At 68.5% G+C, this 20,423-nt stretch carries 21 protein-coding genes; 5 read left to right on the top strand and 16 right to left on the bottom strand.

Going from position 1 to position 20,423, the window contains the following annotated elements; genetic code table 11:
• The first annotated feature begins 34 nt into the window (after positions 1 to 34).
• The 5 genes from KUV38_RS04680 to KUV38_RS04660 are packed head-to-tail and all read left to right on the top strand — an operon-like array spanning position 35 to position 5,588.
• Positions 35 to 1,516, top strand: coding sequence for a sugar ABC transporter ATP-binding protein (locus KUV38_RS04680; RefSeq protein ID WP_222468933.1), 1,482 nt, complete (start codon positions 35 to 37; stop codon positions 1,514 to 1,516).
• Positions 1,513 to 2,466, top strand: a complete 954-nt coding sequence (locus KUV38_RS04675; protein ID WP_222468932.1) for an ABC transporter permease — start codon at positions 1,513 to 1,515, stop codon at positions 2,464 to 2,466. The genes KUV38_RS04680 and KUV38_RS04675 overlap by 4 nt, the downstream gene beginning before the upstream one ends.
• On the top strand, positions 2,466 to 3,413 hold the full coding sequence (locus KUV38_RS04670) for an ABC transporter permease (protein WP_222468931.1): 948 nt from the start codon (positions 2,466 to 2,468) through the stop codon (positions 3,411 to 3,413). Before KUV38_RS04675 ends, KUV38_RS04670 begins: the two co-directional genes overlap by 1 nt.
• A 4-nt stretch (positions 3,414 to 3,417) precedes the next feature.
• A complete protein-coding gene (locus KUV38_RS04665; RefSeq protein WP_222468930.1) occupies positions 3,418 to 4,482 on the top strand; it encodes a Gfo/Idh/MocA family protein in 1,065 nt (354 codons plus the stop codon).
• Positions 4,479 to 5,588, top strand: coding sequence for a Gfo/Idh/MocA family protein (locus tag KUV38_RS04660; RefSeq protein ID WP_222468929.1), 1,110 nt, complete (start codon positions 4,479 to 4,481; stop codon positions 5,586 to 5,588). The genes KUV38_RS04665 and KUV38_RS04660 overlap by 4 nt, the downstream gene beginning before the upstream one ends.
• Before the next feature lie 94 nt (positions 5,589 to 5,682).
• Here the strand turns inward: KUV38_RS04660 and KUV38_RS04655 are convergent, their stop codons facing one another.
• From KUV38_RS04655 to KUV38_RS04580, 16 genes are all read right to left on the bottom strand, one after another.
• Positions 5,683 to 6,786 (bottom strand): lytic murein transglycosylase, encoded by a 1,104-nt coding sequence (locus KUV38_RS04655; RefSeq protein ID WP_261385153.1) that lies wholly within the window; start codon positions 6,784 to 6,786, stop codon positions 5,683 to 5,685.
• Positions 6,787 to 7,067: 281 nt separating this feature from the next.
• Entirely contained in the window at positions 7,068 to 7,847 is a 780-nt protein-coding gene (locus KUV38_RS04650; protein WP_222468928.1) for a crotonase/enoyl-CoA hydratase family protein, read from the bottom strand.
• Between the two features lie 69 nt (positions 7,848 to 7,916).
• Positions 7,917 to 8,768, bottom strand: a complete 852-nt coding sequence (locus KUV38_RS04645; RefSeq protein ID WP_222468927.1) for a hydroxymethylglutaryl-CoA lyase — start codon at positions 8,766 to 8,768, stop codon at positions 7,917 to 7,919.
• Complete coding sequence (locus KUV38_RS04640) at positions 8,762 to 9,412, bottom strand: glutathione S-transferase family protein (protein WP_222468926.1); 651 nt, start codon at positions 9,410 to 9,412, stop codon at positions 8,762 to 8,764. The genes KUV38_RS04645 and KUV38_RS04640 overlap by 7 nt, the downstream gene beginning before the upstream one ends.
• Positions 9,413 to 9,470: 58 nt before the next feature.
• Positions 9,471 to 11,402, bottom strand: a complete 1,932-nt coding sequence (locus KUV38_RS04635; RefSeq protein ID WP_222468925.1) for an acetyl/propionyl/methylcrotonyl-CoA carboxylase subunit alpha — start codon at positions 11,400 to 11,402, stop codon at positions 9,471 to 9,473.
• Positions 11,395 to 11,877: a hypothetical protein gene (locus KUV38_RS04630; protein ID WP_222468924.1), complete on the bottom strand. Its 483-nt coding sequence runs from the start codon at positions 11,875 to 11,877 to the stop codon at positions 11,395 to 11,397. Before KUV38_RS04630 ends, KUV38_RS04635 begins: the two co-directional genes overlap by 8 nt.
• Positions 11,874 to 12,287 carry a thermonuclease family protein gene (locus KUV38_RS04625; RefSeq protein WP_222468923.1) on the bottom strand — a complete coding sequence of 138 codons (414 nt, stop codon included), beginning with the start codon at positions 12,285 to 12,287 and terminating at the stop codon, positions 11,874 to 11,876. Before KUV38_RS04625 ends, KUV38_RS04630 begins: the two co-directional genes overlap by 4 nt.
• A gap of 32 nt (positions 12,288 to 12,319) precedes the next feature.
• A complete protein-coding gene (locus KUV38_RS04620) occupies positions 12,320 to 13,930 on the bottom strand; it encodes a carboxyl transferase domain-containing protein (protein ID WP_222468922.1) in 1,611 nt (536 codons plus the stop codon).
• Positions 13,927 to 14,745 (bottom strand): EcsC family protein, encoded by an 819-nt coding sequence (locus tag KUV38_RS04615; RefSeq protein ID WP_222468921.1) that lies wholly within the window; start codon positions 14,743 to 14,745, stop codon positions 13,927 to 13,929. Before KUV38_RS04615 ends, KUV38_RS04620 begins: the two co-directional genes overlap by 4 nt.
• Positions 14,742 to 15,236, bottom strand: coding sequence for a lysozyme inhibitor LprI family protein (locus KUV38_RS04610; RefSeq protein WP_222468920.1), 495 nt, complete (start codon positions 15,234 to 15,236; stop codon positions 14,742 to 14,744). Before KUV38_RS04610 ends, KUV38_RS04615 begins: the two co-directional genes overlap by 4 nt.
• Positions 15,233 to 15,526 (bottom strand): hypothetical protein, encoded by a 294-nt coding sequence (locus tag KUV38_RS04605; protein ID WP_222468919.1) that lies wholly within the window; start codon positions 15,524 to 15,526, stop codon positions 15,233 to 15,235. Before KUV38_RS04605 ends, KUV38_RS04610 begins: the two co-directional genes overlap by 4 nt.
• Positions 15,527 to 15,549: 23 nt before the next feature.
• A complete protein-coding gene (locus KUV38_RS04600; protein WP_222468918.1) occupies positions 15,550 to 16,710 on the bottom strand; it encodes an isovaleryl-CoA dehydrogenase in 1,161 nt (386 codons plus the stop codon).
• A gap of 136 nt (positions 16,711 to 16,846) precedes the next feature.
• Positions 16,847 to 17,404: an SH3 domain-containing protein gene (locus KUV38_RS04595; protein WP_222468917.1), complete on the bottom strand. Its 558-nt coding sequence runs from the start codon at positions 17,402 to 17,404 to the stop codon at positions 16,847 to 16,849.
• Positions 17,405 to 17,556: 152 nt separating this feature from the next.
• Positions 17,557 to 18,198: an SH3 domain-containing protein gene (locus KUV38_RS04590; RefSeq protein ID WP_222468916.1), complete on the bottom strand. Its 642-nt coding sequence runs from the start codon at positions 18,196 to 18,198 to the stop codon at positions 17,557 to 17,559.
• A gap of 194 nt (positions 18,199 to 18,392) precedes the next feature.
• Positions 18,393 to 19,592, bottom strand: coding sequence for a DegT/DnrJ/EryC1/StrS family aminotransferase (locus KUV38_RS04585; RefSeq protein WP_222468915.1), 1,200 nt, complete (start codon positions 19,590 to 19,592; stop codon positions 18,393 to 18,395).
• Positions 19,593 to 19,634: 42 nt separating this feature from the next.
• Positions 19,635 to 20,300 carry an HAD-IA family hydrolase gene (locus KUV38_RS04580; protein WP_222468914.1) on the bottom strand — a complete coding sequence of 222 codons (666 nt, stop codon included), beginning with the start codon at positions 20,298 to 20,300 and terminating at the stop codon, positions 19,635 to 19,637.
• Positions 20,301 to 20,423: the final 123 nt, after the last annotated feature.

The following is a 20,423-nucleotide window of genomic DNA, read 5'->3' as shown; positions in this document are numbered from 1 at the left end:
CCAACCCACTGACCAAGAAGATAAAAGAGGCGACATGACCAATGAGGCTCCGCTGCTCGATGCGAGCGGCGTAGAGAAGCGGTTCGGCGCGGTCGTGGCCCTGAAGGCCGCCGCCCTCACGATCCGCCGCGGCGAGATCGTGGCCCTGATGGGCGCGAATGGCGCGGGCAAGTCGACCTTCGTGAAAATCCTCACCGGCGCCCTCCGCGCAGACGGCGGGCATGTGAAGATCCGTGGCACCGAGCGCACGGTCGGATCCCCCGCCGAGGCCCGCAAAAGCGGCCTCGTGCCGGTCTACCAAGAGCCCTCGCTGATCCCCGATCTCGACGTGGCCGACAACCTCCGCCTCGGCGGCACCGACCCGGCCAAGTTCACCGCCTGGATGGCCGAGCTGGGCTTCGAGCGCTTTGACCTCACCGCCATGATCCGCGAGCTGCCCCTCGCCACCCTGCGCATCATCGACCTCGCCCGCGCGCTCGCCTCCGAGCCGGATGTGCTCCTGCTCGACGAGATGACAGCCGCGCTCCCCACCGATCTCGTGGAGGCGGTGCTGAAGGTGGTGAAACAGCAGGCCGAGGCGGGCCGCTCCGTCATCTACATCTCCCACCGCTTCGCCGAGATCGCCGCCGTCTGTCACCGCGCCGTGGTGCTGCGTGACGGCCTGACTCAAGGCGAGGTGCCCATCGAAGACGGCGCCGAGGAGCGCATCGTCGAGATGATGCTGGGCGAGGCGATCAAGCCCGGCGAAACCGCCGCTCAGCGCGCCGCACCTCCCCCGCAGGGCACGCCTCGCGTGGCGGTCAAGAACCTCGGCGCCACCGGCAAGCTCAGCGATGTCAGCTTCGCTCTCCACCCCGGCGAGGTGCTCGGCGTAGTTGCGCTCGAAGGTCAAGGGCAGGATGAGCTCTTCGAGGTGCTCGCAGGCGCCCGCAGGCCCGACCGGGGCAGCATCGAGGTCGAGGGCACGCCCCGCCGCTTCACTCACCCCGCCGATGCCATCGCCGCCGGCCTCTCCTTCGTGCCCGGCAACCGGGCCGATGCGCTCGCCATGCAGCAGAGCGTGCGCGACAACCTCGCGCTCCCCTTCTCCGCCCGCGCCCGCGCCTGGGGACCGATCAACATGCGCCGCGAGGGCGAGGTGGTGGCCAACTCCATCGACCGCCTCCAGATCGACACCCGCGCCCAGGGCGAAGTCGGCCGCCTCTCCGGCGGCAACCAGCAAAAAGTCACCATCGGCCGCTGGCTCGCCCACGGCTGCGACACGCTCCTGCTCTTCGACCCCACGCGCGGCATCGACGTGCGCACCAAGCGCCAGATCTACCCGCTGGTCCGCGAGCTGGCCGCCTCCGGCGCCTCGGTGCTGTTCTACTCCTCCGAACTCGAAGAAATCCAAATGGCCTGCGACCGTTGCATCGTCATCTTCAACGGCCGCGTGGTCGATACCATGCCCGCCGCAGAGGCCGACGAGCCGCGCCTCATGCGTGCCGCCTACGGGCTGACGGGAGACGCCGCATGAAGGCCCTTCGCAAACACGCCTGGATCACCGGCCTCGCTGTCATCCTCGCCCTGCTCTTCGTAGCGACCAAGCTGATCCAGCCCGGCTTCGGCGCGTCTGGCATCGAAAGCCTCGCCCGCGCCGCCCTGCCCTTTGCCTTCGCCACCGTGGCGCAGGCCGTGGTGGTGATCGCGGGCGGCATCGACCTTTCCATCGCCTCGATCATGGCCGTCTGCTCCGTCACCGCCGCCGTGCTGATGGAGGGCGCCTCCGGCCCCGCCGCGCTCGGCGTGGTCTTCCTCGTCCTCGCCATGGGCGCCGCCATGGGCGCGCTCAACGGCTTCCTCATCACCATCACCCGCGTGCCCGATATCGTGGTCACGTTGGCCATGCTCTTCGTCTACGAGGGCGTGGCGCTGCTGATCCTCAACGCCCCTGGCGGGCGGGCAGCAGACTGGCTCCGCGGCCTCATCATCGGCGGCCTGCCGATCCCCGGCCTCACAGGCGTGCCGCGCTCGCTGATCTTCCTCCTCGTTCTGGTCGCCCTCGTCTGGCTCCCGATCCGCCGCTCCCGCACCGGCCTCTCGCTCTATGCCGTGGGGTCCGACGCGCTCGCGGCCTTCCGCTCCGGCGTCAGCGTGGGTCGCACCCGGATCGTCGCCTATGGCATCGCCGGGCTCTTCGCGGCCATGGGCGGTCTCACGCTCACCCTCTCCACCGGGATCGGCGAGCCGATCCCCGGCCCCTACCTGCTGGCCTCGGTCGCCGCCGTGGTGCTTGGCGGCGTGGTCCTCGGCGGCGGCAAGGGCGGCCTCCTCGGCCCGCTCATCGCCGTCTTCATCCTGCGGCTGGTGCGGATGGACCTCACCCTGCTCTCGGTCGACCCCAACGTCTCTGCCATCATCGAGGGCACCATCATGGTCGTCGTCGTCATGATCGGCGGGCTGCTCGCGGCGAAAGGAAAGCTTTGATGACCCGCGCCAAGGCCCTCCTCCGCGACTACCCGATCATCCCGCTGCTGATCCTTCTCGCCCTGCTCGTCGGCACGCTCGAAATCATGCGCCCCGGCATCGTCGGCGAACGCTGGATCGCCAACACCGTCAAGTTCGCCATCCCGCTGGCCATGCTCGCCGCCTGCCAGACCCTGACCATGCTGACGGGGGGCATCGACCTTTCCGCCGCCATCGTCGCCACCATCTCCAGCTTCGTCATGGCGACGCTGGTGCCCTTCTACGGCGCCACCGGGGCGATCTTGCTGTCGCTCCTGCCCGCCATCGCCATCGGCCTGCTGAACGGCATCGGCGTGGGCCTCTTCCGCGTCCATCCGCTGATCATCACCCTTGGCACCGGCCTCATCGGCACCGGCTGCCTGCAGGTTTACCAGAGCACCGTCATCGCCACCGGCTCCGAAGTGCCTGAGGCCCTGGCATGGCTCGGCACCGGCCGCACATGGGGCTTCCCCAACGCGCTGGTGCTCTTCCTCCCCTTCGCCGCCCTCATCCTCTACGCGCAGCGCCGCACCGGCTTTGGCCGCCTGCTCTTCGCCATGGGTGACAACGAGGGCGCGGCGCGGCTCGCAGGCGTGCGCGGATGGCAGGTCCACCTCGCGCTCTATGCCCTCTCCGGCCTCATCGCAGGCATCGCGGGCCTGCTCTACGTCGGTCTCATCAAGGCCCCCTCCCTCTCCCTCGCCGTGCCGCTGATGCTGCCCTCCGTGGCCGCTGCGGTGATCGGCGGCACCTCCATCTTCGGCGGGCGCGGCGGCTACGCGGGCACCATCGTCGGTGCGCTCATCCTCACCGTCCTCGGCACCATGCTGACCCTGCTGCAAATGCCCGAGGGCGTGCGCCGCATCCTTTTCGGCGGCATCATCCTTGGCGTTGCCGCAATCCACCTGAGGCTCACCGACACGAGGTAACCCGATGAAGATCGCCGGCATCTCCTTCGACCACATGCACATGGGCGACCTGCTGCGCATGGTCCATGACCACCCCGAGGCCGAGATCTGCGCCCTCTACGACCCCGACCCTTCGCGGATGCAGCCCGCTGCACAAACCTTCGGTATCCCCAATGATCGCCTCTTCACCGATCTCGACGCCGCCCTCGCCACCGCGCCCCACCTCGCCATCCTCTGCTCCTCCACCGCGAGTCACGCCGAGATGGCGGAGCGCATCGCCCCCACCGGCACCAACCTCTTCGTCGAAAAGCCCTTCGCCGCCTCCGCGCCAGACGCCCGCAGGATGATCGCCGCGATGGAGGCAGGCGGCGGCCGCATGGCGATCAACTGGCCGCTGCGCTGGGCCGAAAGCCACGTGACCGCCAAAGAGATCATCGACGCCGGCACCATCGGCGAGTTGCTCGAGGTCCGCAGCTACGGCGGCAACCGCGGCCCGCTCTTCCATCTCGCCGACAAGGTCGAAGTCACCCCCGAGGAGGTCGAGCGCCAGAAGCCCGGCTCTTGGTGGTACAAGAAGGCCTCCGGCGGCGGCTCCCTGCTCGACTACCTCGGCTACGGCGCCACCCTCGGCACATGGTACATGAACGGCGCCGCCCCGCTCGAAGTCACCTGCGTCATCGACGAAACCCCCGGCATCGAGGTCGACCAGCACTCCATCACCATCTGCCGCTACGCCAAGGGCCTTTCAAAGATGGAAACCCGCTGGGGCACCTTCACCGATCCGTGGATCACCCAGCCCCAGCCAAAGTGCGGCTTCACCTTCATCGGCACCGACGGCACGCTCACCAGCCACGACTACGCCGACCACGTCACCCTGCAAACCCGCGCCCGCCCAGAGATCCACGCGGTCCCCGTCACGCCCCTCCCAGCAGGCGAGACCAATCCCATCGAATACGTCCTCTCCCGCCTCAAGTCCGGCGCCCCCATCGACGGCCCGCTCGACCCGGCCCTTTGCCTCACCGCACAACGCATTATCGACACCGCAGCACAATCGGCGGCCGAAAAGCGCACACTGCCGCTGCTGCCATGAGCGAACCGGACGCCGACAGCTACGCCCTGAAATCCGCCCAAATGGCGGAAGTCCCCGCCCCCGACCTCCCCTACCAGCCACCCACACCGCGCAAACCGCCCCCCATCGCCCTCATCGGCGCAGGCGGAATCGCGGGCGCTCATCTCGACGCCTACCGCACCGCAGGCTGGCCCGTCGTTGCCATCGCCAACCGCAGCCTCCCCCGCGCCCAATCCCGCGCGGCGGAATTCTTCCCCGAGGCCCGCACCACCACCGATGTCCAAAGAATCCTCGACGACCCCACGATCAAGGTGCTCGACATCACCCCCCACCCCGCAAACCGCCTCCCCCTGATCGAGGCCGCCCTCAAAGCTGGCAAACACGTCCTCTCGCAGAAACCCTTCACCGAAAATCTGGACGATGCCGAGCGCCTCATCGCCTTGGCTCGCGCTAACGACGTCCACCTCGCCGTCAACCACAACGGCCGCTGGGCGCCCCACCTCGCCTGGATGCGCGAGGCCGTCCTCTCTGGCCAGATCGGCACCCTCACCTCTGCCCATGTGCAGATCGCGTGGGATCATTCATGGATCGAAGGCACCCCTTTCGAGCAAATCCCCGACCTGGTCCTCTACGACTTCGCCATCCACTGGTTCGACTTCCTCACCACCCTCGCACCGGGCCGCCTGCAGAGCGTCACCGCCACCTCCGCCCGCGCCGCCGGGCAAACCGTCAAAACCCCGCTCCTCTCCCAAGCCCTCGTCACGCTCAAAGGCGGCCAGGCCTCCTTCACCTTCGACGGTGCCACCGCCCACGGCCCGCGCGACACCACCCTCCTCACTGGCACCGAGGGCACCCTGCACTCCACCGGCCCCGGCCTCGGCCGACAATCTGTCACCCTCACCACCGCCGCAGGCCGCGCCACCCCATCCCTCACCGGCACATGGTTCAACGACGGCTTCCGCGGCGCGATGGGCGAACTCCTCTGCGCCATCGAGCAAAACCGCCCGCCCGCCAACGCCGCCGAAACCACCCTCCCCACCCTCGCCCTGACCTTCGCCGCCTGCGCCTCCGCCCGCCAAAACCGCCCCGTCGAGATCGGCACCATCCGCGCCCTCCCCAAACACTAAGGGCGGCCCCAAAGGACCGCCCCAGCTCATTTTCTTGCTGAAAATATCTCTGCGGGGGTGTGGGGGTGCAAAACCCCCACTCCAACACCAGCCGTCAGACCAAACGCTGCAACAGAGCCACCGAAGGCTCCCCCGTCACCGGCAGTCCATTCGCCTGCTGATACCCCCGGATCGCCGCCGCCGTCTTGTTGCCCAGCACCCCATCTGGCGTGCCCGCATCATAGCCCGCCCGGTTCAGCCCCTCCTGCAAGGCCATCCGCTGCTTCTGGGTCAGCCCGTAGCGATCCGGCCCGAACTCGGCCTGCAATCCGCCACGCCCGGCGATCCGGTCGCTCAGGTAGCCCACCGCCAAGGCATAGTTGTCGGAGTTGTTGTAGCGCTTGATGACGTTGAAGTTGTGGCCCACGGCAAAGCGCGGCCCGCCCGGATCGGGCTGCAGCCCGCCGCTGGTGGACTCGCTGCCCCAGCGCTCGCCGCGCCGCCAGCCGTTCTTGGCGAGGTAAGCCGCCGTCGAGGCCAGCGCATCGCTCGGGTCCTCGCCCCAAATGTCCCGCCGCCCGTCGCCGGTGAAATCCACCGCGAAGAGCTGAAAGCTCGTGGGGATGAACTGCGTGTGCCCCATCGCCCCGGCCCAACTGCCCACCATCCGCTCCGGCGTCGTGTCCCCCGCCTGCAGGATGCGCAGCGCCGCGATCAGCTGCTTTTCAAAGAACGCCCCGCGCCGCCCCTCATAGGCCAGCGTCGCGCAGGCCGAGATCACCGGAATATCGCCGCGCCGGGTGCCATAGGTGCTCTCCACCCCCCAAATCGCGCAGCAAATCTCCGCCGGCACGCCATACTTCGCCTCGATCGCGTTCAAACGCCCGCGCTGGCTGGCAAAGGCGCTCCGGCCCATCGCCACCTTCTTCTCGCTGGCCACCAGTGACAGGTAATCCTCGAACGACCGCTTGAACTCGGCCTGGTTCCGGTCGCGCTCGATCACCCCGGGGATGAACCCCGCACCCCGAAACGCCCGGTCGATCACGCCTTGGCTTATCCCGGCCCCAGCCGCCCGGCCCTTAAAGCTGGCAACCCAGGCATCAAAGCCCGCATTCGCCACCGGCCGCATCGCCGGGTCGGGCGCAGAGGGCGCCACGGCATCAAAGCCGCCGGGGCCTCCGCAGGCGGCCAAGAGCCCGGTCGCCGCCGTTGAAATCATAAATCCGCGCCTGTTCAGCACTGCTCGCATCATCGGGTGTCTCCCCGTTTTGGTGACTGCTTCATTGCGGCCGATTCTAGCCGATCCCGCGCTCGCCCCCAAGGCCCAAGAACGCGCCCTGCGAACCCCCGCCCATCGCGCCGCCGCCTCGCAGAGTTTTCTGCATTTTCTTGCTGAAAATACTCAATCCCGCCCTCGCGGCCCCAACGCCGCTCGCCGTCCTCGGAACGCCGCGCGTGGCGGTGCGGGGTGGGCGGGCGGGAGCGCCGCCACGCGCGGCCTCACCCCTTCCAAGGCGCCTTGCGCTTGTCAAAAAACGCGGCAATCCCCTCACCCGCCTCGGCACTTTCCCAGCGCCGCACCAGCGCCTCCACGCTGGCCTCCACCTCCGCCTCCGAAGGCGCCGCGCCCAGCCGCAGCGCCAGCGCCTTGGCCTCCGCCACCGCGCCCGTCGCGCAATCCAGATAGGGCCGCACCTGCCGCTCCACCGCCGCATCCAGCGCCTCCTCCGGCACCGCCTCGCCCACCACGCCCAGCGTCACTGCCTCGGCCGCCCCGAAAATGCGGGCACTCATGAACACCCGCCGCGCCATCGCCTCGCCCATCCGCGCCAGCACATAAGGCCCGATGGTCGCCGGGATCAGCCCGAGCCGGGTTTCGGTAAAGCCGAACTTCGCGCCCTCCGCCGCCACCGCCACATCGCAAACGCAGGCCATGCCGACGCCCCCGCCAAAGGCGTTGCCGTGGATGCGCCCGATCACCGGCTTGGGGCAGACATTCACCGCCCCCAGCATCTCCGCCAGCCGCCACGCCTCCGCCGCGCGGGTCTCGCCATCGGCCGCCATCTGCTCCTGCATCCAGCCCAGATCACCGCCCGCGCAAAAGCTTCGGCCCTCGCCCGCCAGCACCACCACGCGCACCGCCTCATCCGCCCCCAGCCGCTCGATCCCCGCATGGATCTCGTCGATCAGCTCCGCCGAAAGCGCATTGTGCTTCTCCGCCCGCGTGAGCCAAAGAGTGGCCACGCCCCGCCCGTCGATCTCAAGTCTCGTGCAGCTCACCACACCCTCCCAAGTCGAAGAATTTTAACGAAAATTCTTCCCACCTCAAAAATCTTCGTGAAGATTTTTCTACCCCGCCCGCATCGCCCGCGCCATCGCGGCCGCCTCCTCCACCACGCCCATGTCGAGCCCCGTCTCATATCCAAGCTCAGCCAGCTGCCTTGCCACCGCCTCCGTCGCCACATTCCCCGCCGCGCCCGGCGCATAGGGGCAACCGCCCAGCCCGCCCACGGCGGCGTCGAACACCCGCAGCCCGCGCTCCAGCGCCACCTCGATGTTCTCCAGCGCTCGCCCGCTTGTATCGTGAAAATGCCCCGCCAGCCGCTCGGCAGGCACCTCGCCCAGCACCGCCGCCAGCATCGCATCCACCCGTTCCGGCACACCGCGCCCCAACGTTTCGCCAAGGCTCACCTCCACGCAGCCCATCCTCAGCAGCGCCCCCGCCACCTTGGCCACCGCGCCCGGGTCCACCTCGCCCTCGAACGGACAGTCCGTCACGACCGAAACATAGCCCCGCACCGGCACCCCATCCGCCCTGGCGGCCTCCAGCACCGGCCCGAACCGCTCCAGCGCCTCATCGACCGAGCAGTTCAGATTGGCGCGCGAAAACCCCTCGGTCGCGGCCCCGAACACCGCCACCCCGTCGCAGCCCGCCGCACGCGCCGCCTCGTAGCCCTTCATATTCGGCGTCAGCGCCCAGTAGCTCACCCGCTCCGTCCGCGCGATTCCGGCCATGACCTCCCCCGAGGATGCCATCTGCGGCACCCACTTCGGGCTGACGAAACTCGCCGCCTCGATCCGGTCGAACCCCGCGCGGCTCAGGCAATCCACCAGCGCCACCTTCTCGGCCACGCCGATCACCGCCTTCTCGTTCTGGAGCCCGTCGCGGGGGCCGACCTCGAAGATCTCCACAGCTACCATGGCGCGTAAAACTCCTCCTTGTAGAGCAAATCCGCCCCCTCCGGCGGCAGCGAGGCCTTGAACGCCTCCCGCCCCGAGACCCGCGCCCACCACGCCGCGAGGGCCGGATAATCCGCTACCGGCGCAAACCGCTGCCCCATGTACACCGCCTGCCCCACGGCCACATCCGCCGCCGAAAAGCCGCCATCCAGCAGCGTCTCGCGCCCTTCCAGCCGCCGGTTCAGCGCCTCGAAGCATTTGCCCAGCCGCGCCGCCTCCAGCTTCATCACCACCGGGCTGCGCATCGTGTCGTCGTAGAGCATGATGTGCTGTTGGGTGAGCGCCGCGAGATGCTGGCTGATCGTCTCGGCAAAATGAACCCAGATCAGCCACTCGGCCCGCTCCGGCGCGCCCGGCGCCCGGCCCAGCCCGGCCTCGGCGAAGCGCTCGCAGAGCAACTCCACGATCGCGCCCGATTCCCACCAGACATCTCCGTCGATCTCCAGCGCCGGAACCCGGCCCGCAGGGTTCAGCGCCAGGTAACCCGGCGCCCGCAGCGACTTGTCGAAGGGGTGGACCACCAGATCAAAGTCGATACCCAGCTCGTGCAGCAGCCAGAGCACCCGCATCGAGCGGGTCTGGTGACAGTGGTGCAGCCGGATCACCCGCCGCTCCTCGCAACCGCGATGCCAACCCGAAGGGCCAAAGAGCAGCCTGCCGCGGTCACGCCGCCCCCTCCTCAATCCGCACGATCAGGGCGCCGGCTTCCAATTGGTCGCCCGCCGCCACGCCCAGCTCCGCCACCACGCCGTCGCGCGGCGCGCGCATCACGTGCTCCATCTTCATCGCCTCCATCACTGCCAGCCGGTCGCCCGCCGCCACCATCTCGCCCTCGCGCACGTGGATAGAGCGGACGACCCCCGGCATCGGGGCCATCACCGCCCCCTCGCCTGCCGCCTCGCCAGCCGCCTCCAGCGGGTCGGGCAGGGCAAAGACCATCGGCTCCACGCCGAACACATGGACCTTGCCACCAATCACCTCGGCCCGCGCCGCCGCCGGGCGGCCATTCAGCACCCAGCCCTCCGGCCCGCGCCGGGCATCGACCTCGGCCCCGCCGATCTCTACCGCAAAGGCGCCGCCGCCCAGCGCCGCAACTCGGCCCTCGATCCGCTCGTCCCCGCGCAGCAACACGACCGGCCAGCTGAGCGGCGCCCAAAGCGCAAAGCCCTCGCCCGGTGCCGCATCGTTCAACCCCAGCGCCGCAAGCGCCGCCAGAGCCAGCAGCCCCGGCGCCTCGCAGGGCGCCACCAGCGCCTCCAATTCGCGCCCGATCAGCCCGGTCTCCACATCGCCGGAGCGGAAGGCCGCGTGGTCGATCAGCCGCCCGAGAAAGCCGAGGTTGGTGACAACCCCCGCCACCTCCGTCTCCGCCAGCCCCCGCGCCAGCGCCGCCCGCGCCTCATCGCGCGTGGCCCCGTGGCAGGTCAGCTTGGCGATCATCGGGTCATAATGCGGGCTGATCACATCGCCTTCCCGCACCCCGGTATCCACCCGCCCCGGCCCGAAGGCGAGCCGCTCCAACCGCCCCGTCGCGGGCAAAAACCCCGCCGGCACATCCTCGGCATAGAGCCGCGCTTCCATCGCATGACCCCGGATCGCCAGATCCTCCTGCGCACAGGGCAGAGCCTCGCCCGAGGCCACCCGGAGCTGCCACTCCACAAGGTCCACCCCGGTGATCTCCTCGCTCACCGGATGCTCCACCTGCAGCCGCGTGTTCATCTCCATGAACCAGAAGCCATCGGCCCTGAGCCCACCGGACCCATCGACGATAAACTCCACCGTCCCCGCGCCCTTGTAGCCGATCGCCTCCGCCGCCTTCACCGCGGCGCTGCCCATCGCCGCGCGCACCTCTTCGGTCATCCCCGGCGCGGGCGCCTCCTCGATCACCTTCTGGTGCCGCCGTTGCAGCGAGCAATCCCGCTCGAACAAGTGCACCGCCGTCTCGCCATCGCCAAAGACCTGCACCTCGATATGGCGTGGATGCTCAATGTATTTCTCGATCAACACGTCGCCGTTGCCGAAAGCCCCCAAGGCTTCCACCCGGGCCGACTCCAGCGCCTCCTCGAAGCCGTCCGGCCCGGCGACCAGCCGCATGCCCCGGCCCCCGCCGCCCGCGACGGCCTTGATCAGCACCGGGTAGCCGATCAGCGCCGCCTCGGCCTCTAGCCGCCCCGGGTCCTGCTCGGCGCCGTGGTAGCCCGGCACCACAGGCACGCCCGCCGCCTCCATCCGCGCCTTCGCGGCATCCTTCAGCCCCATCGCCCGGATGGCCTCCGCGCTCGGCCCGATGAAGGTCACGCCCGCCTTGTCCAACGCCGCCACGAACTCCGGGTTTTCGCTCAAAAAGCCATAGCCCGGATGCACGCCCTGCGCGCCGGTCGCCACCGCCGCGGCCACGACCTTGCCGATGTCGAGGTAACTCGCCGCCGAGGCCGCCGGCCCGATGCACACCGCCTCATCGGCCATCGCCACATGCCGCGCGCCCGCGTCGGCCTCGGAGAACACGGCCACCGTCTTCACCCCAAGCCTCCGGCAGGTGTCGATCACCCGGCAGGCGATCTCGCCCCTGTTCGCGATCAGGATCTTGTCAAACATCGCCCTCGCCCTCCCGCGCAAGGTATCGGTGCCGGTAGATGAAATTGGGCCGCTCGCCGGTGAGCAGGTAGAACCCCGCCACCACCGCCGCCACGGCCTCGCCCAGCGCCCAGAGCTGCCCGCCCCATGCGGTCTTCATGCCGGTGGCAAAATCCACGAGCACCATCGCGCAGGCGGTGATCCCGAGCCAGCCTCCCGGCGGCAGGCGAAAGAACAGCGCAGCGGCGGCAAGCAGAAAGGCCACCACCTCCACGCCCATCCAGACCCCGCCGAAGACGAAGGTCCACAGCACCAGTCGCCAGGCCGCCATGCCAAAGAGAAAGAGCACCACCGCATAGAGCGCCACGTTGAGCCGCCCCTGCGGATGCGCCGCAACCATCTCTCCGGTCACATGCACCCAGCGCTGCCCGCTCACCGGGTCACGCGCGCCATAGGTAAACTGCCCTTCGCGCGCCTCTTTGCCGTCTTCGCTCATGCCGTGCCTCCGCACCATCCTTGTCGTTTGCCGCCCCCATAGGCGCGGGCGTGGCCGCTGTCGATCATCCCCTGCGCCGCATCGCGCCCGTCGAGCGTCAGCCGCACCAGCACCCGGCCGTAGCGGTCCACCCCGCCCGGCTCCGCGCCCACGCGCCGCGCCGTCCAGAGACGCCAGCGCAGCGCCTGGGTGGCGCGCCATGCCGCCCAGCGCTCAGCCATGCACTCGCCCTTCACCTCGGGCGCATCCAGCCCTACGATCCGGCCACGCACCCGGCCTTCCTCGGGGCAGATCATCTTCACCGTGTCGCCATCCACCACGGCGGTCACCCGGCAGGTGCCGGCCTGCCGCGCGTAGCCGAAAGCCATGTCCACCAGCCCCGGCCCGGCCACCAGCAGGGCCGCCAGCATCGCCAGCCGCCAGCGCCACCGCCGCAAACGCCTCACATCCGGAACACGCCAAAGCGCGTCTCCTCGATGGGCGCATTCAGCGCGGCACGGAGGCTGAGCGCCAGAACCTCGCGGCTCTTCCTCGGGTCTATGATCCCATCATCCCACAGCCGTGCGGACGCATAAAGCGGGTCCGACTGCTCCTCGAACTGGTCCAGCACCGGCTGCTTGAAGGCCGCCTCCTCCTCCTCGCTCCACGCGCCCCCGCCCCGCTCGATCGCATCGCGCTTCACCGTGGCCAGCACCCCCGCCGCCTGCGCGCCGCCCATTACTGAGATCCGCGAGGTCGGCCATGTCCAGAGGAACCGGGGCGAATAGGCGCGCCCGGCCATGCCGTAGTTGCCCGCTCCAAAGGAGCCACCCACCAGCAGGGTGATCTTGGGCACGCTCGTCGTCGCCACCGCCGTGACCATCTTGGCCCCGTGCCGCGCGATCCCCTCGTTCTCGTATTTCCGCCCGACCATGAAGCCGGTGATGTTCTGCAAGAACACCAAGGGGATCTTGCGCTGCGAGCACAGCTCCACGAAATGCGCCCCCTTCACTGCGCTCTCCGAAAACAGCACACCGTTGTTGGCCACAATCCCAACCGGCATCCCCTCCACATGGGCAAAGCCGCACACCAGCGTCTCGCCATACCGCGGCTTGAACTCGTCAAACCGCGAGCCGTCCACCACGCGGGCAATCACCTCCCGAATGTCCCAGGGCTGGCGCGGGTCTGCCGGGACGACCCCGAGTATCTCCTCCGGGTCATAAGCAGGCGCTTCTGCGGGCTGTAGGTCGGGACTTGGCCCAACACCTGCATATCCCTGCAGCGAGCCCACCGCCTCCCGCGCCAGCGCAAGCGCGTGAGCGTCATCCTCCGCCAGCATATCCGCCACGCCGGAGAGCCGCGTATGCACATCCCCGCCGCCCAGATCCTCGGCGCTCACCACCTCGCCCGTCGCCGCCTTCACCAGCGGCGGCCCGGCCAGAAAGATCGTGCCCTGCTCGCGCACGATGATGCTCACATCGCTCATCGCGGGCACATAGGCGCCCCCGGCAGTGCAGGAGCCCATAACCACCGCGATCTGCGCAATCCCCTTCGCACTCATCTGCGCCTGGTTGTAGAAAATCCGGCCAAAATGGTCGCGATCCGGAAAGACCTCATCCTGGTTCGGCAGGTTCGCCCCGCCGCTGTCCACTAGGTAAACGCAAGGCAGGCGGCACTGCTCGGCAATCTCCTGCGCCCGCAGGTGCTTCTTCACGCTCATCGGATAGTAGGTGCCGCCCTTCACCGTGGCGTCATTGGCCAGCACCATCACCTCGCGGCCCTTCACCCGGCCGACACCGGCGATCATCCCCGCCGCAGGGGCATCGCCGCCATACATCCCATGCGCTGCCGTGGCGCCCACCTCCAGAAACGGCGATCCTGGGTCGAGCAGCCCCGCCACCCTGTCGCGCGGCAGCATCTTGCCCCGGCTCACATGCCGCGCGCGGGATTTCTCGCCGCCGCCCAGCGCCGCCGCCTCCGCCGCCTCCCGCGCGCGGGCCAGCGCCGCCTCCGAGGCCGCCCGATTGGCGGCATAGTCCTCGGACTTCACGACAAGCTGTGATCTGATCTTCATTCCGTCTCCTCCGGCGCGGCCTCGGGGGCGGGCAGAAGCTGCCGGTGCATCAGCCACCGCAGCCTGAAGCCATACCGCGCCGCTCGCGCCACATCTGTCTGAAAGCTCGCGTTCACACCCGCGCCAATCGCCGCGCCCGCCAGCGGCACCACCTGCGCCGCCTTGCGCTTCAGCAGGTCGGTGCCAAGGCCCCGCGCCACCCGGTCGACCACCTTGTCGACCACCCAATCCGCGCCCTTCTCCAGCACGTAGCGCACCTCGGGGCTCTGCAATTCACGGGCCAGCTGGTTGACCTTGCCAAGGCTCTCCTTGCGCCCCTCCAGCCCGCGCACCGTGGCCAGCTCCAGCACCATGAGGCGAAAGACAAGCTCTTCCTCGCCCTCCCCCTCAAAGCCATAGGCCTGCCCCGTCGCCCGCACCGTGCGCGCCGCGAGGCTGATCGTCGCCGGAATATCCAGCGTCATCCCCAGCCCGCCAAACCAGCCCGCCGCCCCGCCAGAGGCCGCGCCAGTGCCCGCCGCCCAGCCCTGCACACGCAGCGCCGAGGCGTCGCAGGCGGCCAGATCGTTGGTGTCATGCAGCGCCGCGGGCAGCGTCCAGCCCGCGCCCCGGTCGGCCACCACCAGCGCGCGGCGCAGCAGCCCCGGCGGCACGAAGCGCCGCAGCAGCCCGCCAATCGGCGCCGTCGCCTTCTCGGCCCCGCGCCCGAGCCGCGAATACCGCTTCTGCTCATACTTCTTCTGCTCCGCCATCGCGGCAGCCAGCGCCGCCTCGAACCGGCGGTCACGGTCTGGGAGATCGCCCTTCTCGCTCACATGTTCCCCGCTTGCACCTGAAGCCACAGCGCCTGCCGCCCGGTCTCGACCATCAGGCAACTCAGCATCGCAGGCCCCTGCCCGGTGCCGCCACTCCATTGCGACCGAACGAAATCACACTTGGCATCGCGATAGGCGATCCACGCCCGCTGCATCTCCCGCAGCGTCTCCTCCGACGAGAGCAGCCCGTTCTGCGCCGTCGCCATATCCGCATCAAAGGCCTTCGCCCGCGCCATCGCTTCGCGGTAATGCGCGTTCAGCCGCCCGTCCCAATATTGCAACTCGGCATCGAGGCAGCCGTTCATCCCCATGGTCGAATGACCGCCTTCCATCCGCTCCATGCAAAGGTTTGCGCCCTGCCCGATACAGGCCTCGCGCTCCGCAAGCTCCGGCCCGTTCGCCTCGCATTGCTCCGGCACCGCAGGGTCAAACGGCACGTCCTGTGCAATCGCCGGTCCGGTCAGGGCCAGCATTGCTATCATCCACCTCATTTCGCCGCCTCCTTTCGCGCCGCAATCAACGCCTCGCCCGCGACCCTCAGCTTGCAGCCCGGGTCCGGCAAGCCACCAGAGCAGGCCTCCTCGGCCCGCGCCAGCATCGCGCCCGCCACATGCGCGGCGCAAGCCTCGTAGCTGCCCGCGTTCAGGCAATCGGCCAGCGCCGCCTCCACGCAGGCCCGGTCATCGTCGCCCGCCGCAAGGCAGGCGTCGAGCCGCGCCACGATGGCCTCATATGTGCCCGGTTGCTTGACGCTCACCTGTGCCTCCACGCTCGCCGTCATCAGGAGGAGGGCAATCGCCGCCCTCACACCGCCGCCATCAATTCACGCCCCACCAGCATCCGCCGGATCTCGCTGGTGCCCGCGCCGATTTCCATCAGCTTCGCATCCCTGAACAGCCGCGCCACCGGTGCATCGGCCATAAAGCCCGCGCCGCCCATCGCTTGCACCGCCTGATGCGCCTGCACCATCGCCTGCTCGCTGGCATACAGGCAGCAGGCCGCCGCATCCGCGCGCGTCACCTCGCCCCGGTCACAGGCCTTGGCCACCTCGTAAACGTAGGCGCGTGACGAGTTCAGTGCCACATACATGTCGGCGATCTTGCCCTGCATCAGTTGGAACGACCCAATCGGTTTCCCGAATTGTTTGCGCTCCGCCAGATAGGGCATCACCTCGTCGAGACAGGCGGCAATGATCCCCGGCCCGATGGCCGCCAGCACCACGCGCTCGTAGTCGAGGCCAGACATCAGCACCTTCACGCCGCCGCCCTCCTCGCCCAGCACGTTCTCGAACGGCACCTCAACGTCCTCGAACACCAGTTCTGCCGTGTTCGAGCCACGCATCCCCAGCTTGTCGAAGTGCTTGCTGGTGGAGAACCCAACCATCGATTTCTCGATCAGAAAGGCGGTGATCCCCTTCGAGCCCGCCTCTGGATCGGTCTTGGCATACACCACCAGCGTGTCCGCATCCGGCCCGTTGGTGATCCAGTATTTCGTGCCATTCAGACGGTAATGATCGTTCCGCTTCTCGGCTCGCAGCTTCATTGAAACCACGTCCGAGCCCGCGCCCGCCTCGCTCATCGCCAGCGCGCCCACGTGTTCGCCGCTCACCAGCCCCGGCAGATACTTCGCCTTCTGCTCTTCCGACCCGTTCAGCCGGATCTGGTTCACGCAGAGGTTGGAATGCGCGCCGTAAGAAAGCGAAACCGAGGCCGAGGCCCGCGCGATCTCTTCCACCGCGACCGCATGGGCGAGATAGCCCATCCCCGCGCCGCCAAACTCCTCCGGCACCGTCACGCCCAAGAGCCCCAGCTCGCCCAGCTCGCGCCACAGCTCGGCGGGGAACTCATTCTTCGCGTCCACCTCCGCCGCAATCGGGCGAATGCGCTCCTGCGCAAAGCGATGCACCATCTCGCGCAGCGCCTCCACCTCGTCGCCAAGGTCGAACTTCAGCTGTCCAGCAAACATACGCCTGCTCCTCCCATTTATTGAACAAGCGTTCAAATAGTAGAAGAGGCCGAAGCCGCGGTCAACGATTCCCGTCGCGCCAGATGAGCGGCTCTAGGCTTATCAAAAGCAGCCATCAGGACGCGCTTTCGAACCTTCAGCGGCTGTTGAATACGGTTGTCGCAGTGCCCGGCCCAAAACCACGCATCTCACCGTCCACTGCGTGAAACCTCACGCGGCTCCCCGGCGCCCCAAGCAGGCTAGCACCTTCTTCCGAGCCATAAACGCCAATGCGCTCATTGAAGTAGAGAGATATCGCCTCGTCAGAGATCTCGATCAGCGGGTCGGCCTCCGCTTGGGGCGCAACAATGCCGCCCATCACATCAGCCCCCAGCGCACCCTCTGCCCCGGAATCCGCCCGCCACGCGATGGTGGCTGCACGTACCGGCACGTGCACCTTGTCGCTCGCGCTCAGCGCACCGCGATGCGCCCAGCCGGTCTCTTCACCAGCTCGAACACGGCACCACGGCCCGTTTTCCACGCAAGCCTCCACCTCGGCGCTCTGCCGGGCGGCCAGCGTGCCGACCACCGCGTAATCGAGGCCGGGGCCAGCGCGCAACTCGAGATCGGCGGCAACGAAAGCGGGCGCGGCCACGCCCGGCACACCTGCGCCAAGGCTCAGTGCGGCAATCGTGCCGACCAGCAAGGTTTTCATGGCATGTCCCCTCTCGTCAGGCAGTGCGCGACCGGCCTAACCGCGCGCGCACCTCACATCCCAACCCGCCACTGCCGCCACAGGTTCCTCCAACCCACGCAAAAAGGGCGACCCGCGTGGGCCGCCCTCTCTTGCTCGTGCATCCCGCCGTATCAGCGGTAGATGTACACGATCGTCCGGTCGTCGCGCACCAACACGTCCTGACCGTTCACATTGAGGTAGGAGTACTCGCTCTCCGGGATCGAGTAGATCTCGACGTCCTCGGGGATACCGGCCCCCAGCACCACCTCACCATCAAGGTAGACCGGCGCAACCGGGTTCTCGGTCACATAGGTCACGGTGCGGGTCTCGGGCTCCGGCACAGCTTCGCTACCGGCATTCGCGCCAAGCACAACGCCTGCGGCAATCGCCGCCGGGCCGCCGATCAGCGCGCCAGCCAGCGCACCGCCGGTCACGGCACCAGCCGCGGCGCCCGCGCCCTCATTGCCGCCTTCCTTCATGTAGGTGACGGTGCGGGTGGTGGTGACCTTCGTCGCCTCGGTAGCCGAGCCGCTCAGGTAGCCACGGTGGGCCCAGCCGGTCTGGCCGTTGTAGGTGACCTGGCACCATGCGCCTTCTTCGATGCAGCCTTCCACTTCGGCCTGATCCATGCCGGCGATCACGCCGATCACTTCAAACTCGGGGCCGGGGCCGGCACGCAGGTTGAGGTCGGTCGTGGCGGTCGCCGGGGCGGCCAGAATGGGGGTCGCGGCCACGCACAGGGCGGCAGCACTGAGGGTGAGCTTCTTGAACATCTGGATATCTCCTGTTCGCTTTTTCCTTTGCCGGGTCCTCCGCAAGAGAGCCTCGCTGCCCGGCTGGTGTGGGGCGACAACAGGCGGGGCGGCCAGCCGGTTCCATCACGGATTTTCGCCGCAACCACAGCACGAAAAACCCAGCGGAATCCCGCCGTTAGCCATTTCAGCCCTGAAATGAAAGGTGATGAGCCTCAGCCCTCGCGGGCCTGAAACACCGCGCCCACCTCGGCCCGGATGATCCGCGCGATCAACTCGCAATCGGCAATCGAGAAGGTCAGCGGCAGGCGCATGTCCATCAGCCCCGACAGCACCCCATCGGTCTGCCGCAGCTCCGGGCTGGCCGCATAGCGCCAATGAGCGTAGCGGGAGGTAAAGCCCACCGGCTCCGCCCCGCCAAACCACTTCAACTCCACGCCCCGCTTCAGGCAGCGCTCCAGCACCTCGCCCACGGCCCCGGCACTCCAGTCCTTCAGCAGAAACTGGATCGAGGAGCCAACGAAGCTCTCTTGCTCCGGCCGTTCCACCACCGTCAGCCCCGGCGTGCCACGAATGCCCGTCTCTACCGCCCGATACCGCTCATTCCACCGCGCAATCTGGCGCGGCAGTTCGGCAAGCTGGGGCCGCAGGATCGCCGCCCGAAGGTTGTCCATCCGCCCCGAGATGTTGGGCGTCTCCATCCGGTGCCGCGCAAACACCTCCGCCCCCGGCGCCGCCGTGTGACGCTCGTAGAGCATGTAGGAGCCAGAGAGCAGCACCGCCTTGGCCGCGATGTCCTCGTCATCCGTCACCAGCAAGCCGCCCTCGCCGGAGTTCATATGCTTGTAGGTCTGGGTCGAGTAACAGGCCACCGCGCCGTGCCGCCCGCTCTGCACCCCCTCCCATGTGGCCCCCATGGTATGGGCGCAATCTTCGACCACGGTCACATTTGCCGCGTCGCAAATCTCCATCAGCCGGCCCATGTCGCAGATATGCCCGCGCATGTGCGACAGCAGCAGCACCTCCGCCTGCCCCGCCTTCGCCTCCAGATCGTCGAGGTCAATCACCAGCCCGTCCGTCACCTCCACAAACACCGGCTCCGCCCCCAGCGCCGCAATCGCGCCCGGCACCGGGGCCAGCGTGAAGGCGTTGGTCAGCACGCGGTCCCCAGGCTTCACCCCCACCGCCCGCAGCGCCAGCCCGATTGCCGATCCGCCGCTCGCCGTGGCAAGGCAGTATTTCGACCCGACAAAGGCAGCAAACTCCTGCTCCAGCAGCGCAACCTCGCCGGTCTCCCCGGGGGTCAGGTTGTAACGGTGCAGCCGCCCATGCCCGAGCACCGCCATCGCGGCATCGAGCGAAGCCTGCGGCAGCGGCTCCTGCTGGGTGAAATTTCCGGTAAAGACTTCGCTCATGGCCGCACCCTGCTCCGCCGCTGCCTGCCCGTCAATCGGCTGTCAATCGGCCAGCAGCCGCCCCGCCAGCGCTGGCAGGTCGTCGAAATGATCCAGCAGCGCCTCCGGCTCCAGCGCCTCCACGCCCCGCCCATCGGGACCGAAGGTGACAAGCACGCAAGGAATGCCCGCCGCCCGCGCCGTCTCCCGATCGGTCTCGGTATCGCCAATCAGAATGCCCCGCGTCCCCCCGGCCCGCTCCACGGCGGCAAAATAGGGCGCCGGGTCGGGCTTGCGCACGGGCAGCGTATCGGCCGCCACCACCGCGCCGAACATCTCCCGCACGCCAAGGCGGCCCAGCAGCTTCTCGGTCTGCGCGCCCGGCTTGTTGGTGCAGACAGACACCGCATACCCCGCCCCGCGCAGGGCCTCCACCGCTTCCACCGCACCGGGATAAAGCTGCGTATGCACATCGATATTGGCGTCATAATGCGCGACCAACGGGGCAAAATCCGCCTCGACCCAATCCGCCGCCTCCGCGCCCACACCGGCCCGCTCGAACCCGAGCGACAGCATCCGCCGCCCGCCACGAAAGGCCCACCGCGCATCGGCCAGCGGGTCCAGCAACTCGCCCATCCCCCGCGCGACAAAGCAGGCATTGGCCGCCGCGATCAGGTCCTTGCTGGTGTCCGCCAGCGTTCCGTCGAGGTCGAAAACCACCGTTTTCATGGCGCTCCCCTGTCACAATCCGTCACCACATGTGACCCACCAGCCCCTTGCCACCCTGCACCATGCGGGTAGAACGGGGCCAAGTGCTCCGGGTATAACCGGAGTTGAGCAGAACAAAAGGGG

The sequence above is a fragment of the Vannielia litorea genome (assembly GCF_019801175.1).
Taxonomy (GTDB): domain Bacteria; phylum Pseudomonadota; class Alphaproteobacteria; order Rhodobacterales; family Rhodobacteraceae; genus Vannielia; species Vannielia litorea_B.
Note: the sequence above shows the minus strand (reverse complement) of the source record. Positions and strands in the feature narration are given on the sequence as shown.

Bases quoted from the DNA above. Each gene is read 5' to 3' on its own strand.
- KUV38_RS04645 (WP_222468927.1), bottom strand. From the start codon at position 8,768: ATGGTAGCTGTGGAGATCTTCGAGGTCGGCCCCCGCGACGGGCTCCAG.
- KUV38_RS04635 (WP_222468925.1), bottom strand. From the start codon at position 11,402: ATGTTTGACAAGATCCTGATCGCGAACAGGGGCGAGATCGCCTGCCGG.
- KUV38_RS04670 (WP_222468931.1), top strand. From the start codon at position 2,466: ATGACCCGCGCCAAGGCCCTCCTCCGCGACTACCCGATCATCCCGCTG.
- KUV38_RS04610 (WP_222468920.1), bottom strand. From the start codon at position 15,236: ATGAGGTGGATGATAGCAATGCTGGCCCTGACCGGACCGGCGATTGCA.
- KUV38_RS04675 (WP_222468932.1), top strand. From the start codon at position 1,513: ATGAAGGCCCTTCGCAAACACGCCTGGATCACCGGCCTCGCTGTCATC.
- KUV38_RS04680 (WP_222468933.1), top strand. From the start codon at position 35: ATGACCAATGAGGCTCCGCTGCTCGATGCGAGCGGCGTAGAGAAGCGG.
- KUV38_RS04660 (WP_222468929.1), top strand. From the start codon at position 4,479: ATGAGCGAACCGGACGCCGACAGCTACGCCCTGAAATCCGCCCAAATG.
- KUV38_RS04655 (WP_261385153.1), bottom strand. From the start codon at position 6,786: ATGATTTCAACGGCGGCGACCGGGCTCTTGGCCGCCTGCGGAGGCCCC.
- KUV38_RS04605 (WP_222468919.1), bottom strand. From the start codon at position 15,526: ATGACGGCGAGCGTGGAGGCACAGGTGAGCGTCAAGCAACCGGGCACA.
- KUV38_RS04630 (WP_222468924.1), bottom strand. From the start codon at position 11,877: ATGAGCGAAGACGGCAAAGAGGCGCGCGAAGGGCAGTTTACCTATGGC.
- KUV38_RS04665 (WP_222468930.1), top strand. From the start codon at position 3,418: ATGAAGATCGCCGGCATCTCCTTCGACCACATGCACATGGGCGACCTG.
- KUV38_RS04620 (WP_222468922.1), bottom strand. From the start codon at position 13,930: ATGAAGATCAGATCACAGCTTGTCGTGAAGTCCGAGGACTATGCCGCC.
- KUV38_RS04590 (WP_222468916.1), bottom strand. From the start codon at position 18,198: ATGTTCAAGAAGCTCACCCTCAGTGCTGCCGCCCTGTGCGTGGCCGCG.
- KUV38_RS04580 (WP_222468914.1), bottom strand. From the start codon at position 20,300: ATGAAAACGGTGGTTTTCGACCTCGACGGAACGCTGGCGGACACCAGC.
- KUV38_RS04595 (WP_222468917.1), bottom strand. From the start codon at position 17,404: ATGAAAACCTTGCTGGTCGGCACGATTGCCGCACTGAGCCTTGGCGCA.
- KUV38_RS04585 (WP_222468915.1), bottom strand. From the start codon at position 19,592: ATGAGCGAAGTCTTTACCGGAAATTTCACCCAGCAGGAGCCGCTGCCG.
- KUV38_RS04600 (WP_222468918.1), bottom strand. From the start codon at position 16,710: ATGTTTGCTGGACAGCTGAAGTTCGACCTTGGCGACGAGGTGGAGGCG.
- KUV38_RS04625 (WP_222468923.1), bottom strand. From the start codon at position 12,287: ATGCTGGCGGCCCTGCTGGTGGCCGGGCCGGGGCTGGTGGACATGGCT.